Source organism: Streptomyces sp. ID05-39B, assembly GCF_033794725.1.
GTDB lineage: Bacteria > Actinomycetota > Actinomycetes > Streptomycetales > Streptomycetaceae > Streptomyces > Streptomyces bobili.
This window is the reverse complement of sequence record NZ_JARGEF010000217.1, coordinates 1-13827: the sequence shown is the minus strand read 5'-3', so window position 1 is coordinate 13827 and position 13827 is coordinate 1. Positions and strand designations below refer to the sequence as shown.

Annotated in this window: 13 protein-coding genes and 2 pseudogenes; 4 read left to right on the top strand and 11 right to left on the bottom strand. The window is 70.5% G+C overall.

Going from position 1 to position 13827, the window contains the following annotated elements:
* Positions 1–232 precede the first annotated feature (232 nt).
* The 7 genes from P1P75_RS32460 to P1P75_RS32430 form a co-directional block, all read right to left on the bottom strand.
* Positions 233–1204: a BadF/BadG/BcrA/BcrD ATPase family protein gene (locus P1P75_RS32460; protein ID WP_319262330.1), complete on the bottom strand. Its 972-nt coding sequence runs from the start codon at positions 1202–1204 to the stop codon at positions 233–235.
* Complete coding sequence (locus P1P75_RS32455) at positions 1195–2460, bottom strand: 6-phospho-beta-glucosidase (RefSeq protein WP_319262328.1); 1266 nt, start codon at positions 2458–2460, stop codon at positions 1195–1197. Before P1P75_RS32455 ends, P1P75_RS32460 begins: the two co-directional genes overlap by 10 nt.
* 7 nt (positions 2461–2467) lie before the next feature.
* The gene (locus P1P75_RS32450; protein WP_319262326.1) at positions 2468–3361 is read right to left on the bottom strand and encodes a carbohydrate ABC transporter permease; all 894 of its coding nucleotides are present in this window, start codon (positions 3359–3361) and stop codon (positions 2468–2470) included.
* Between the two features lie 4 nt (positions 3362–3365).
* The gene (locus P1P75_RS32445) at positions 3366–4292 is read right to left on the bottom strand and encodes a sugar ABC transporter permease (RefSeq protein WP_319262333.1); all 927 of its coding nucleotides are present in this window, start codon (positions 4290–4292) and stop codon (positions 3366–3368) included.
* A gap of 77 nt (positions 4293–4369) precedes the next feature.
* Positions 4370–5713 carry an ABC transporter substrate-binding protein gene (locus P1P75_RS32440; RefSeq protein ID WP_319262324.1) on the bottom strand — a complete coding sequence of 448 codons (1344 nt, stop codon included), beginning with the start codon at positions 5711–5713 and terminating at the stop codon, positions 4370–4372.
* A gap of 61 nt (positions 5714–5774) precedes the next feature.
* The gene (locus P1P75_RS32435; RefSeq protein ID WP_319262322.1) at positions 5775–6986 is read right to left on the bottom strand and encodes an ROK family transcriptional regulator; all 1212 of its coding nucleotides are present in this window, start codon (positions 6984–6986) and stop codon (positions 5775–5777) included.
* 380 nt (positions 6987–7366) lie between these two features.
* Positions 7367–7903 (bottom strand): HNH endonuclease, encoded by a 537-nt coding sequence (locus tag P1P75_RS32430; RefSeq protein WP_150471038.1) that lies wholly within the window; start codon positions 7901–7903, stop codon positions 7367–7369.
* Positions 7904–8218: 315 nt separating this feature from the next.
* On the opposite strand from P1P75_RS32430, the gene P1P75_RS32425 reads away from it, so the two are divergent.
* Entirely contained in the window at positions 8219–9316 is a 1098-nt protein-coding gene (locus tag P1P75_RS32425) for a mechanosensitive ion channel family protein (protein ID WP_319262321.1), read from the top strand.
* Positions 9317–9489: 173 nt separating this feature from the next.
* Positions 9490–9615 (top strand): annotated as a pseudogene (locus tag P1P75_RS32420) (HNH endonuclease); the annotation flags it as partial.
* 75 nt (positions 9616–9690) lie between these two features.
* Here the strand turns inward: P1P75_RS32420 and P1P75_RS32415 are convergent.
* The 4 genes from P1P75_RS32415 to P1P75_RS32400 form a co-directional block, all read right to left on the bottom strand.
* Positions 9691–10434 (bottom strand): ATP-binding cassette domain-containing protein, encoded by a 744-nt coding sequence (locus P1P75_RS32415; RefSeq protein WP_319262320.1) that lies wholly within the window; start codon positions 10432–10434, stop codon positions 9691–9693.
* Complete coding sequence (locus tag P1P75_RS32410) at positions 10431–11009, bottom strand: hypothetical protein (RefSeq protein ID WP_319262318.1); 579 nt, start codon at positions 11007–11009, stop codon at positions 10431–10433. Before P1P75_RS32410 ends, P1P75_RS32415 begins: the two co-directional genes overlap by 4 nt.
* Positions 11006–11998, bottom strand: a complete 993-nt coding sequence (locus tag P1P75_RS32405; protein ID WP_319262316.1) for a hypothetical protein — start codon at positions 11996–11998, stop codon at positions 11006–11008. Before P1P75_RS32405 ends, P1P75_RS32410 begins: the two co-directional genes overlap by 4 nt.
* 365 nt (positions 11999–12363) lie before the next feature.
* Positions 12364–12783 (bottom strand): hypothetical protein, encoded by a 420-nt coding sequence (locus P1P75_RS32400; protein WP_319262315.1) that lies wholly within the window; start codon positions 12781–12783, stop codon positions 12364–12366.
* A gap of 451 nt (positions 12784–13234) precedes the next feature.
* On the opposite strand from P1P75_RS32400, the gene P1P75_RS32395 reads away from it, so the two are divergent.
* Together P1P75_RS32395 and P1P75_RS32390 are read left to right on the top strand one after the other, a co-directional pair.
* Positions 13235–13426, top strand: coding sequence for a hypothetical protein (locus tag P1P75_RS32395; protein WP_319262332.1), 192 nt, complete (start codon positions 13235–13237; stop codon positions 13424–13426).
* Positions 13427–13827 (top strand): annotated as a pseudogene (locus P1P75_RS32390) (4-alpha-glucanotransferase); the annotation flags it as partial. It abuts the gene before it with no gap.

The following is a 13827-nucleotide window of genomic DNA, read 5'->3' as shown; positions in this document are numbered from 1 at the left end:
GCAGGGAACAGATCGGGCCCAAGCCCGCCGCCGCCCCCGAGGTGCCGGCCCGTGCCGTTCCGGACCCGATCGCGTCGCTGGTGCGGGTGCCGTCGTGGCCGGTCGAGCAGTTCTCCGCGCCCCTTGGTGGGTGCAGTCACGGAGTTGGTGGCGCCAGGTCGGCCGGGCCGCGGGTGGGTGCGGGCGGCGGCCCGGCAGCGCCCGATCGCGTGGCCCCCGCCACCCGCGCCGGTCACGTCCCGAAGTGGGAGCGGACCCGTTTCTGCGGCTCGGGGCCTGCTCCTACCCGGTCCAGGCCCAGGAGTGCCGCTCCCAGGACCGGGGGTTGGCGGACCACCTGCGGGACTGCCTTCGGGGCCTCGGCTGCCAGCAGTTCGCTGATCGTTTCGTCCAGTTGGCGGTGGCCCGCTGTCAGGACTCCTCCGCCGAGGAGGACCGGGGTCTCCTCCTCCAGGAGGTCCAGGCGGGTCAGGGCGACCACGGACATCGAGACGACCTCCGCCGCCAGGCGGCCGACGAGGGTGCGGGCCACCGCGTCACCGCCGGAAGCCGTCGCGAAGAGGACCGGGGTCAGCTCGTGGCGCCGGGCCGGGGGGAGGCGTTCCAGGTGGAGGGACTCGATGAGGGCGTACACGGTGTCGAGGCCGAAGTGGGCCGGGAGGGTGTGCGCCAGGGCGGTCGCGGGGCCCCGGCCGTCCTCGGCGCGGGCGGCGTGCCACATGGCCTCCTCCGCGAGGGCCCAGCCGCCGCCCCAGTCGCCGGAGATCCGCCCCAGCGCGGGGAAGCGGGCGGTGCGGCCGTCGGGGCGCATGCCGACGCAGTTGATGCCGGCGCCGCAGACGACGGCCACGCCCCGGGGTTCGGCGACGCCGGCCCGCAGGATCGCGAAGGTGTCGTTGCGGACCTCGACGGTCTGGCCCCACCCCCGCGCGTGCAGCGCCGCCGCCAGTTGTTCCTCCTCGACGGGCAGGTCGGCGTTGGCGAGGCACGCCGAGACATGGGTCACGGAGGTGACGCAGGCGGCGGCGTACGCGCGCGTGACGGCGTCCGCGAGGGCGTCCACGGCCGGGCCCACGCCCACCGCGGGCGGGCGGAAGCCGCCGCCGCGGGCCGTGGCGAGAACCTCCCCGTCGGCCGCCACGACGGCGACGTCGGTCTTGCTGTTGCCCGCGTCGATGGCGAGGACACGTGCGGTCAGGCCCACGCGAGATGCTCCCGGTTGTGTGCGAGGAGTCTGTCGGTCAGCGTCTCGGCGTGCGCGTGCCGGCCGATCAGGGGATGGGCGAGGAGGGCCCGGAAGACGCGGTCGCGGCCGCCGCGCAGGGCCGCGTCCAGGGCGAGGTCCTCGTAGGCGGCGACGTTGGCCGTCAGGCCCGCGTACAGCGGGTCGACCGGTGTCACCGGCAGCGGGGTGGGGCCCTTGGGGCCTACCGCCGCCTGGACCTCGATGACCGCGTCGTCGGGCAGGAAGGGCAGCGTGCCGTTGTTGTACGTGTTGACCACCTGGTAGGGGCTGCCGGAGCCGGTGAGCAGGGCGGCGGCGAGGTCCACGGCCGCCTCGGAGTAGTAGGCGCCGCCCCGCTTCGCCAGCAGTGCCGGTTTCTCGTCGAGGGCCGGGTCGGCGTACATCCGGAGCAACTCGCGTTCCATCCGGGCTACTTCCGACGCCCGGGACGGTGTGGTGCGCTGTTCGCGGACGACCTCGTCGTGGGCGTAGTAGTAGCGCAGGTAGTAGGACGGGACGACGCCCAGCCGTGCCAGCAGGGGGCGTGGCAGGTGCAGGTCGGCGGCGATGGCGTCGCCGTGGCCGGTGAGCAGCGCGGGCAGGACGTCCTCGCCCTCGGGGCCGCCGAGGCGTACCGCCGTCTCCCAGGTGAGGTGGTTGAGGCCCACGTGGTCGAGGTGGATCTCGGACGGGGTGACGCCCAGCAGTCCGGCGAACCTGCGCTGGAAGCCGATGGCCACGTTGCACAGGCCGACCGCCCGGTGCCCGGCCTGGAGCAGGGCGCGGGTGACGATGCCGACCGGGTTGGTGAAGTCGATGATCCAGGCGCGCGGGTTGGCGCGGCGGACCCGGTCGGCGATGTCGAGGACCACGGGGACGGTGCGCAGCGCTTTGGCGAGGCCGCCGGCGCCGGTGGTCTCCTGGCCGACGCAGCCGCAGTCCAGGGGCCAGGTCTCGTCCTGTTGCCGGGCGGCCTGGCCGCCGACGCGGAGCTGGAGCAGGACGGCGTCGGCTCCGTCGACTCCGGCGTCGAGGTCGGCGGTGGTGACGATCCGGCCGGGGTGGCCCTGCCGGGCGAAGATGCGCCGGGCGAGTCCGCCGACGAGTTCGAGCCGGTCGGCGGCCGGGTCGACGAGGACCAGTTCCTCGATCGGCAGGGTGTCCCGCAGACGGGCGAAGCCGTCGATCAGTTCGGGCGTGTAGGTCGAGCCTCCGCCGACCACGGTCAGTTTCATATCCGGGCTAACCCTTCACTCCGGTCAGGGTGACGCCCTCGACGAACGCCTTCTGGGCGAAGAAGAACACGAGGATCACGGGGGCCATGACCAGCAGGGTGGCGGCCATGGTGAGGTTCCAGTCGGTGTGGTGCGCTCCCTTGAAGGACTCCAGGCCGTAACTCAGTGTCCAGGCCCCGGGGTTCTCGGAGGCGTAGATCTGGGGGCCGAAGTAGTCGTTCCAGGCGTAGAAGAACTGGAAGAGGGCGACGGCGGCGATGCCCGGCCTGGCCATCGGGACCACCACCCGCAACAGGGTGCGCAGTTCGCCGCAGCCGTCGACCTTGGCCGCGTCGACGTACTCGTTCGGGATGGTCGTCAGGAACTGCCGCAGCAGGAAGATGGAGAAGGCGTCGCCGAACGCCATGGGGACGATCAGCGGCCACAGCGTGCCCGACAGGTCGAGCTGCTTGGCCCAGAACAGGTACATCGGGATCACGACGACCTGCGGCGGCAGCATCATCATCGAGATGACGAGCATCAGCGTCAGACTGCGGCCCCGGAAGCGGAACTTGGCGAGCGCGTACGCCACCGGGAGCGAGGACACGACGGTCAGGACGGTGCCGAGACCGGCGTACAGCAGGGTGTTGCGCCACCAGGTGAGGAAGCCGGGGGTGTCGAGGACGCGCCGGTAGTTGTCCCACTGCCAGGGGTCTGGGATCAGGTTCCGGCTGAGGGCCTGCGAGTCGCTCATCAGGGAGGTGAGGAGCACGAACACGAAGGGCAGGGTGAAGAAGAGGGCGGCGGCCACGCCGAGGGAGTGGACGGCGATCCACTCCAGCAGGGCGCGGCGGCGGGCCGTGCGTGCCGCCGGGGTGATGGTGGCCGGCAACTCCGCCGGTCTGTCGAGTACTTGGGTCATGGGTTCAGTCACCTGCCTGGATGAGCCCGCCCCGGCGCCGCATCAGCAACGCGGTGAACGCCATCGACAGGGCGAAGAGGACCAGGGCGACCACGCAGGCCGAGCCGTAGTCGAAGCGCTGGAAGCCGAGGTTGTAGACGAGCTGGGGGAGGGTGAGCGTCGACCTGTCCGGGTAACCGGGCTCGAACAGCGTGCCCGCGCCCTGGATGACGCCCGAGGCGACCTTCCCGGCGACCAGCGGCTGCGTGTAGTACTGCATCGTCTGGATGACGCCGGTGACGACGGCGAACATGATGATCGGCGAGATGTTCGGCAGCGTCACGAACCGGAACCGCTGCCACGCCGACGCGCCGTCCAGTTCCGCCGCCTCGTACTGCTCCTTCGGTACGTCGAGCAGCGCGGCCATGAAGATGACCATCAGGTCACCGACGCCCCACAGGGCGAGCAGGGTGAGAGCCGGCTTGGACCAGACGGGGTCGTTGAACCAGCCCGGTGCCGGGATGCCGGCGCCCTCCAGGAGCGAGTTGACCGGTCCGGTGCCGGGGTTGAGCAGGAAGGCGAAGGCCATGGTCGCAGCGACCGGCGGGGCGAGGTAGGGCAGGTAGAAGAGGGTGCGGAAGACGCCCGTACCGGTCTTGATCCTGGTGATGAGGAGGCCGACGCCGAGTCCGAAGAGGACCCGGAGGGTGACCATCACCAGGACCAGCCACAGGGTGTTGCGCAGGGCGGGCCAGAAGTACGGGTAGTGCTCGAAGACGTAGGTCCAGTTCCTCGTCCCGGCCCAGGACGGCGGCTTGAAGCCGTCGTAGTGCATGAACGAGAAGTAGACGGTGGACAGCAGCGGGTAGGCGAAGAACACCGTGAAGCCGATCAGCCACGGCGACAGGAAGGCGGCGGTACGCAGCGCCGACCGGCGGCGCTTCGACCTCAGCGTGGGGGACTTGGACGTGCCCGGCCTCGTCGTGTTCGACTTCGACGGGTTCGGCTTCGGCGCAGGGGTGCTCACGGTTACTTCGCCTGCGCGATGTCCGTGTCGATCTGCGCGGCCGTCTTCCTCAGGCCGCCCTTGAGGTCCTTCAGCTTGCCGCTCTCGTAGTCGAAGCCGAGCTGCTGGAGCGTCGAGAGGTACACGCCGCCGTTGACGGAGGCCGGGGAGGTGGTGGAGTCGGGGTTGGCGGCGATGTCGAGGAAGGTCTTGAAGCGCGGGTCGTACGTCAGCTTGGGCGACTTGAGGGCGGCGAGCGTCGAGGGCACGTTGTGGATGGCGTTGGAGAAGTTCACGACCGCGTCCGTGTCGGTCGTCATGTACTTCACCAGTTCCCAGGCCGCGTTCTGCTTCGTGCTGGTGGCGGCGATGCCGGCGATGGTGCCGGTGATGTAGCCCTTGCCGTACTGGTCCAGCTGGTCGTCGGGGACGGGCAGCGGGGCGACGCCGATCTCGAAGCCGGGCTCGGCCTCCAGGGCCATGCCGAGCCGCCACTCGCCGTCGAGCTGCATGGCCACCTGGCCGGTGTGGAAGGGGTGCTTGGGACCCCACTCGTCACCGAGGCCGGCCCGGTACTTCTCCAGCTTGCGGTAGCCGCCCAGGGAGTCGACGAGCTTCTTCTGGAGGACGAACCCGGCCTCCACGGCCGGGTCGGTGGCCACGGTGGATCTGCCGTCCTGGTCGAAGTACGTCGGCGAGAACTGGCCGAGGTAGTGCTCGGTCGTGGACTCCCAGCCGTGGTAGTTCGGCATGAACCCGAGCTGCTCGTAGCTGTCGCCCTCGGGGACCGTCAGCTTCTTCGCGACGGTCTCGAACTCGGACCAGGTCTTCGGCGGTCCGCCGATCCCGGCCTTCGCGAAGGCGGTCTTGTTGTAGTAGAGGCCGTACGCGTCGCCCAGCAGCGGCACCGCGCAGCGGTCGCCCTCGAACTGGGTGTACTGGTTCATGGCCTTGGGGAACGTCGTCTCCGGGTCGATGTCCGCCTTCTCGAAGAAGGGGTTCAGGTCGACCAGGGCGCCCGAGGAGCAGAACTTGCCGACGTTGTTGGTGGTGAACGACGAGATCACGTCGGGCGCCTTCGAACCGCCCGCGCGCAGCGCCTGGTTGATCTTGTCGTCGGTCATGTTGCCGACGACCTTCACGTGGATGTCGGGATGTGTCTTCTCGAACCCGGCGACCAGGTCCTTGACGGCCTTCACCTCGCCGGGTGCGCTCCACGCGTGCCAGAAGGTGAGGGTGGTCTCCTTCGAGGGGTCGTCGTCGGCGCCGGAGGAGGCCTGGCCGGTACAGGCGGTGGCGAGCAGGGCCAGGGACGCGGTCAGGGCGAAGGCCGCTTTCCGGGCCGTTTCGGGGATGCGTGTGGGCATGACGGGGCCTCCCAGGGACGGGCATGGCAGCGATGAGGGTGACGGGGGGGGCAACGGGTGTTCAGCGCGAGGTGTCGAAGACCTCGTCGCGGGTGGCGGCCAGGGCGCTCTCCAGCGCGCCGCGCAGCACGGGCCGTTCGGTGACCTCGCCGACGACCAGCTTCGGCCGGGATGCGGCCAGCTCCTCCAGTTCCGCCTGGACGAGGGCGCGCAGCACCTCGCCGCCGGCGGTGAGGGAGGCGCCGCTGAGGACGACGAGTTCGGGGTCGAGGACGGAGACGAGGGAGGCGAGACCGGTCGCGAGCCGGGTCGCGTAGGTGCCGAGCAGCTCCCGCAGCGGGCCGTCCTCCTCGGCGGCTGCCCGTGCGACGAGGGCGGCGGCGCTCTCGGCGTACGGCCCGGCCGGGATGCCGGTGACGCCGAGTTCGCGGGCCAGTTTGGGTACGGCCTGCGAACCGGCCAGTTCCTGGTAGCCGCCGCTGTTGGCCCGGGTGACCTGCCGGACCAGGGGTGCGCCCGGCACGGGCAGGAAGCCGACCTCGCCCGCGCCGCCGGTCCAGCCGCGGTGCAGCCGGCCACCGAGGACGAGGGCGGCGCCGAGGCCGTCCTCGTTCCACAGCAGCACGAAGTCCTCGTGCCCGCGGGCCGCGCCGAGCCGCTGTTCGGCGACGGCCACGAGGTTGACGTCGTTCTCGTACTCGACCGGCATCGGCAGGGCCGCCGCGAGGTCGTCGAGCAGCGTGGGGGAGTGCCAGCCGGGCAGGTGGGAGGCGTAGCGCAGCCGGCCGGTGGTGGGGTCGAAGGCGCCCGGCGTGGCGACGACCAGCCGCCGCACGTCGTCCCGGGCGAGCCCGGCGGACTTCACCGCGCCGTCCAGCGCCCCGGTGACCTGCCGTACGACGTCCCCCGCGCTCTTCCTGCCGGGCGCGGGCACCTCGTACGTGCCCACCGTGCGGCCCGTGATGTCGGCGACGGCGGCGAGGACCCGTTCGGGGGTGACGTCGAGGCCCGCGGCGTGACCGGCGGCCGGGTTCACCCCGTACAGCTGGGCGTTGGGTCCCGGCCGTCCCTCGGTGGTGCCGGTGGCCAGGACCAGCCCGGCCGCCTCAAGACGGGCCAGGAGCTGGGACGCGGTCGGCTTGGACAGGCCGGTGAGCTTGCCGATCCGGGTGCGTGACAGGGGGCCGTGCGCCAGCAGCAGGTCCAGGGCGGCGCGGTCGTTCATGGCGCGCAGGACGCGCGGGGTGCCCGGCGTACCGGCGGTTCCTGCCATGGGGTGTGCACCTGCCTCTCTCGGCCGCTCAGCTTCTCATGATCACTGTTAGGAAGGTTTCCTGTTCGGTGAACGGAAGGTAAGCCCGACGGCCGGGAGGCGTCAAGGGAGTACGGCGGGAGGTGCTGCGGGAGTACGGCGGGAGGTGGTGAGGCAGCGCGGCCGGGAGGAGTCGGGGGAGCGCGGAATCACGAGGGGGAGTGCGTCACCCGACGCGATGCTCTTGTTACGCCGCCGGCCGGGCGTCCGCCGAGCGGAGCCGCCGACAGCGTCGGGGTCAGGACTGTGTCCGGGCACCGGCTTCGTCGCCCTGTACCGGCTCGTCCGGCCGGGGCCCCGTGGCCGGCGCGGGCCACGGGGCATGCAAAAGCCCGGATCGGTCAGGCGGAGATGCCGTCGATCCGGGCCAGGGCGTCATCCGCGCCGTACGGTTGCAGGTACGGCAGCCAGCGCGGGTCCCGATGGCCGGTCCCGATGATGCGCCAGGCCAGACCGGTGGGCGGGGCGGGTTTGTGCCGCAGTCGCCAGCCGATCTCGACGAGGTGACGGTCGGCCTTGGTGTGGTTGCAGCGGCGGCAGGACGCCACGACGTTGTCCCACACGTGCTTGCCCCCGCGGCTGCGCGGGATGACGTGGTCGACGCTGGTTGCGACGCCACCGCAGTACATGCACCGGCCCCCGTCACGGGCGAACAGCGCCCGGCGGGTGAGAGGAACGGGCCCCCGGTAGGGAACCCGGACGAATCGCTTGAGCCGGACCACGCTGGGTGCGGGGACTGTGACGGTCGCGCTGTGCAGGAAGGCGCCGGACTCCTCCAGGGAGACTGCCTTGTTCTCCAGGACGAGGACGAGCGCGCGGCGGAGCGGTACGACGCCGAGGGGCTCGTACGACGCGTTCAGGACCAGGACATGCGGCACGGATGCCTCCTTGGGCGTCGGCGGCGCGTGGCTCGCGCCGGGACGATCTGACGTCAGTCTCTCCTCTTGCCTGGTGGACGCGCCACCATGTCCCGGTAACGGGCTGGGAGTGTTTTCGACCACACCCGGATACATCCCCCGCGCCCCGGCCTGTTCAAGCGCGGGTGAGCACGGTCTCTCCTCCACACATCCGGCCGACGCACACACAGTGCCCCGTTAGTGTGGTGCTCCTGCCCCACCGGTGACCTTTTCGTGACCTGGACCACCTTGACCGCAACGCCGGAGGGAGCAGCGCCGCACCTGGAGGTACCTGCCGTGTCCTTGCCCGCCGTCCTGACGGCCGCCGGTTCTTCGCCGACGCCGACCCCCTCGGAGTCGCCGACCGCCGTGACCGTCCCGTCGCTCCAGGACGCCCAGGAGAGCGCGACGAACGCCGCCGGCTGGGTAGAGGAGAACTGGTCGACGTGGCTCGCGATCGGCCTGCGCGTCCTGCTGATCCTGGTGATCGCCGCGATCCTGAGAGTGGTGGTACGGCGGGCCATCACCAAGCTCATAGACCGGATGAACCGCACGGTCCAGGCGGTCGACGGCACCACGCTGGGCGGGCTGCTGGTCAACGTCGAGCGGCGCCGTCAGCGGTCGCAGGCGATCGGTTCGGTGCTGCGATCGGTGGCCAGCTTCCTGATCCTCGGCACCGCGGCCCTGATGGTCCTCGGCACCTTCGAGATCAACCTGGCCCCGCTGCTGGCGTCGGCCGGTGTCGCGGGCGTCGCGATCGGTTTCGGTGCCCGGAACCTGGTCACGGACTTCCTGTCCGGCGTGTTCATGATCCTGGAGGACCAGTACGGCGTCGGCGACCAGATCGACGCGGGTGTCGCCTCCGGCGAGGTCATCGAGGTCGGCCTGCGCGTCACCAAGCTGCGCGGCGACAACGGCGAGATCTGGTACGTCCGCAACGGCGAGGTCAAGCGGATCGGCAACCTCTCGCAGGGCTGGGCGACGGCCGGGGTCGACGTCACGGTCAAGGCGTCCGAGGACCTGGACCGCGTCAAGGCCACGCTCGTAGAGGTCGCCGAGAAGATGAACAAGGAGGAGCCCTGGAACGAGTTCCTCTGGAGCCCGATCGAGGTGCTCGGCCTGGACAGCGTGCTGATCGACTCGATGGTGGTCCGGGTCTCCGCGAAGACGATGCCCGGCAAGTCCCTCACCGTCGAGCGCGAACTGCGCTGGCGCATCAAGCGGGCCTTCGACGCGGCGGACATCCGCATCGTCGGCGGTCCCACCGTCCCGCCGGAGGAGGACCCCGCACTGGACCCGACGGCCGGGGTCGCCGCCCCGTCGGTCTACTCCAACACGGCGTCCCCGCAGGCGGCGGCGGCTTCCCCGCTGACCCCGCCGGCGTCGGCCAAGTAGGGGCCCCACCCCTCGCCGGATGCTGTCGGTGACTTCGCCGAGCCCGGGCGATCGGTGGCTACGGGCCAGGGACACGCCGTGGAACCGGCAGATCGCCGGCCCGTAACCGCCGGCCCGTAACCGCTGGCCCCGCCGGTCGGCGTCCCACGGGCGGATTCGCCGGCGGCGTCCTGGCCCCGCCCACCGGTCTGGCCTGGCGCATCGTCGGGACCGGCCCTTGGGACCCGCGCCGGCTGCCGTACCTGCGACCGTTCGGCGCGGATGACGCCCTGGCCCGGATCGACGGCATCTCCGCCTGACCGCTCCGGGCCGTTGTGTGCCTTGCTGTCGGGGCCGACCGCGGTGTCGGGGGCTCCGACAGCCCGTCCCCGGCGTCAGGCGGCGACGTTCCGGCTCGTCAGCAGGGCGGTGTACGCCGCCTCGGCCGCGCGCCCCTCCAGGGTTCCCGGCGGGGTGTGGGCCAGGAAGGTGTCCGTGTTCCCGTGGTGCAGGACCTGCCCCTCGTACATGACCGTGACGTGGTCCGCCTCCTCCGCGAGGTCGGCGACGTCGTGCGTGGACAGCAGGACGCGCACGTCGTCGGTGAGTCCGCGCAGGATGTCGCGGAACACCCGGCGCTGGTAGGGGTCCATGCCGGCGGTGGGCTCGTCCAGCAACAGGACCCGGGCGCCGTGCACGAGTGCCCCCGCGACGCCGACGCGCCGCAGCTGGCCGCCGGAGAGCCGGCTCGTGCGGGCCTCGATCTTGTCGGTGAGCTGCACGCGCGCCAGGGCCTTACGGGCCTGCTTCCAGGCGTCCGTACGGTTCATGCCCTTGAGCCAGCCGATGTAGGCGACGTACTCACGTGCCGTGAGTGTGGGCATGGGCACGATGTCCTGCGGCATCCAGGCCACCGCCTGCCGGTAGGCGGGCGTGCCCGCCGGCGCCCCGTCCAGGGTCACTTGCCCCTTCTGGGGCTTGTTCACCGACGCCGCGAGCTTCAGCAGTGTCGACTTGCCGGCACCGTTGGGACCGAGCAGGACGGTGAGGCCTTCCGGCAGGGCGTAGGAGAAGTCCCGCAGGATCGGCTGCTGCCAGCGCCGGTAGCCGTAGGTGCAGTTGCGGAGTTCGAGTGTCACGCTGTTTTCCTCGACGAGCGGATCTGGGCGGCGAGGCCGAGGGCGAACACCACCAGGGAGGCGGCTGCCGCGAACAGGTCGTCCACGGGAAGCGCGATGACGGTCCAGGAGCGCGGGACGTTCCCGCGGAACCCGATGACTGAGACGGTGACCAGCCACCCCACGGGAAGCATCACGGCTCCTTGCCCGACCCAGGCACGCCCGAGCAGCATGAGGCCGGTCAGGAACAGGGCGTTGCGCCCCCCGGTCGTGGCCGCGCCGCTTCCCTGCATGGCCGCCACGACGACGCTGCACACGACCGCCGCCGCCATGACCGCGGTGACGAGCAGGTTGTCGAAGCGCGCCATGGACCGTACCCCGGAGGACTCGGCCGCCGGAAGCCGGGATTCCAGCATCGCCATCAGGATGGCGAACAGCGGTACCGGGACGAACAGGGAGAGCGCGACGCGTGGGCTGCCGGTGATGGCCGGAAGCAACACCGTGGTGTCCTGCACCGCGTAGAGCGCGGCGGCGAAGAGGACAAGGGCGAGCGGCAGCAGGGTGTGCGCCCGACGGGCCTTGAACCACCATGTCACGATGTCTTCGCCTCGCAGGTCTCGAGCGTCTGCTTGATCCACTCGGTCTGCTCGGCCGGCGGTTCGGTCAGCACACGAGTGACGTCGGCCTTGACCTGCTTCTCCAGTTCCCGGGCCGTGGGATCCAGCCCCTCCTGTTCGCGGCGCATGACGTACGCCTTCTCCTGACCGGTCTTGATGGCGCCCCACAGCCAGGCCGAGTGAGCGGTGCGGACGTCGACCTCCTTGCAGCGGAACTTCAGAGCCCGCACGACGACCTGATATGCCGCGTCACCTCGCTGCACCGGAACGGTCAGCATCATGCGCCACTCGGTGTCCGTGGAAGGCTTCTGGTGGCGGCCGTCGACGTAGCCGTCGGTGATCAGCCGTGGCCGGGCCGAGGTCGCACCGGCGTCCCGCAGGACGCTGAGTACCTTGGCGGTGTCGCGCTGGACCTGCGGCAGATAGCGCGCGTTGAACTCCGGTACGCACATGCGCGGGGCGGTGCCCGTGCACTCCATGGCCACGTTCCCGGTGGTGATCGGCGGACCGGCCGGCCAGTCGGAGGCTGTGCGGTAGGCCCCGAGAGCGCCGGCCACGGCGACCACGGCCGCGACGGCGACCCGCAGCACGCGCCACCCGTGGGGAAGCCAGAGGATCATCAGCCCGACGGCGATGCCGCCGGCCAGCATCAGGGGCACTGCTGTCGTGACGAGCCGGGGAACCTCACCGAAGCCGATGCTGCCGAACTGTCCGGAGACATGCCGGGGCCAGTAGGGGAGCATCGCCCTGGTGAAGGCGACGAGAAGCCAGTCGCCCACGGCCAGGAGCGGCGTGGCGATGATGCGAGGAATCCAGCAGCCGACGGCGAATCCGATGACGGCGTGTGCGACGCAGACCGCCAGCGCCGCGAGCGGCAGGCGCAGGCTGTCGAGGGTGGGCATCGTCGCCGACCGCACGAGCGAAACGGCCGGGGGAAGGAGCAGAACGAGCCACGAGAGCGCGATCACCGGGGCCAGGACATTGGCGGCGATTCGGTAGCGTGAACGTGCGGGCGCCAACGCCCATATTCGTGCGCTTCTCAGGCGTCCGCTTTCCCAGCAGGCGAGTGCGGCGGCCGTCGCATATGCCAATGCGTAGAGCGTCATCAGCGGTTCAGCGACAATGCTCGGGGCATAATGGAAGTAGCTTGAAAGGGGAGCTGTCTGGCCTACGGCATAGTAAAGGAATGTCAGTAGGAGGATGACGGGGGCAGCCCACCGCACGCTACCGCTGCGCAGAGTAGTGCTGAATTTCATGCAGTCTCACCGAACCACGTGTAGGCCGCAGAGGGGTGCCCTCGGCCGGGCACCCCTCGCGGCTGTTCTGTCAGCCGTTAGTCGGCCTTGGTGGTGTCCACCGACACCGAGCCCACGCTCAGCTGCGGGCCGAAGGTGGAGCCCCCGATCTTCATGATCTGGAAGTAGTAGTTGCGCATGCCCGACGGCAGGTCGGTCCACTCACCGTTGCTGGTGCCGCCACCGAAGCAGGCGGTGAACGTCTTGTTGTCGTAGGACTCGTCGGGCTGGAGCGAGATGTCGTTCCACATCTGCACATCGGTGCTGTCGGAGCCATCGGTGTTGCAGTTGGTGAAACGGACCTGCGAGTACAGCTCGTCCGACCAGCGGCGGGACTCGAAGCCCACGCTCGCGCCGGTGATGGAGCTGCTCCAGTTGGCCTCCGCGATCGGCGCCAGGGCCAGCGTGATCACTGCCGCCGTGCCGACTACCGTGGAAATACGCGTACCGCGCTTCATCTTTTCCCCTGTATTCCGTGTGTATGGAGCACGGGAGGGGAACCTGTGAAGCTGTTTTTTGGACCTAAGTACACAATTGCTCCGCATTACCCGTCCCCCGTGCGGCTGATGATCTTGCAGCCTGGCGTGAAACTAGCAGTCCGTTGCGTGAATCGTCAACCTTTCGCTTTGCAGTTGCATTCATTTTTCCCATATGGCTTGTTGGGGCATTTTTTCTGTGATCGGGAAGGCGTCGGGAATGCGTCGGGACGGCGGGTATTGACCTAGTTGATCTTGCTGGGTCATGGTCTGCCCGCGTCCCGAAGGGGCTCGACAGCCGCACGTCCGCAGCCCCCGCAGGGGACGTTGCGCCATAAAATGTGAGTCCTCGCCCGCGCGGGGTAGGGCTGCGGTAACCGATCAGACGCCGTACCCGATACGAGGAGGCCCCGTGGCCACATCGACTCACGCCATGCTCCCGGTCCAGTCCAAACGCCCGGCGGTACCGTCCGCCCACACCGAGGAACCCCACCTGTACGTGTGCAGCGCGGAGGGCGCCCGAGCCGAGGCGCCGCTGACCAGCGAACCTCCGCTGCCCGACGCCGAGCCCCTCACCAGCGAACCGCCGCTCGCCGCCGCGGACTCCGACTTCACGAGGCCGTAGATGACCGAACCCCTCGGAGAGGACCTCACCCGGCTCGCCGCACTGCACGGGGTCGCCGTGTCCTTCCGGCCCTCCCCGGATCGCACGGTCACCGCCTCGGCCGCCGCCGTCACCCGCGCCCTGGCCGCCCTCGGCGTGGACGCGGGCACCCCGGAGGCGACCCGTGCCGCGCTGGCCGACCGGGAACGCGAACTGGCCGGGCGGCTGCTGCCACCGACAGTGGTCCGCTGGAGCGACGGCGACGGGCAGGACGCCCTCACCGGCCTCCCCGAGGGCACCCGCCTGGTGATCGAGACCGAGCAGGGTGAGACCCGCGCCTCCCTCGGCCGACTCCCGCCGGGCGTCCACACGGTGACCGCGACCGCACCCGACGGCCGCACCGCCCGCGCCCACCTTGTCGT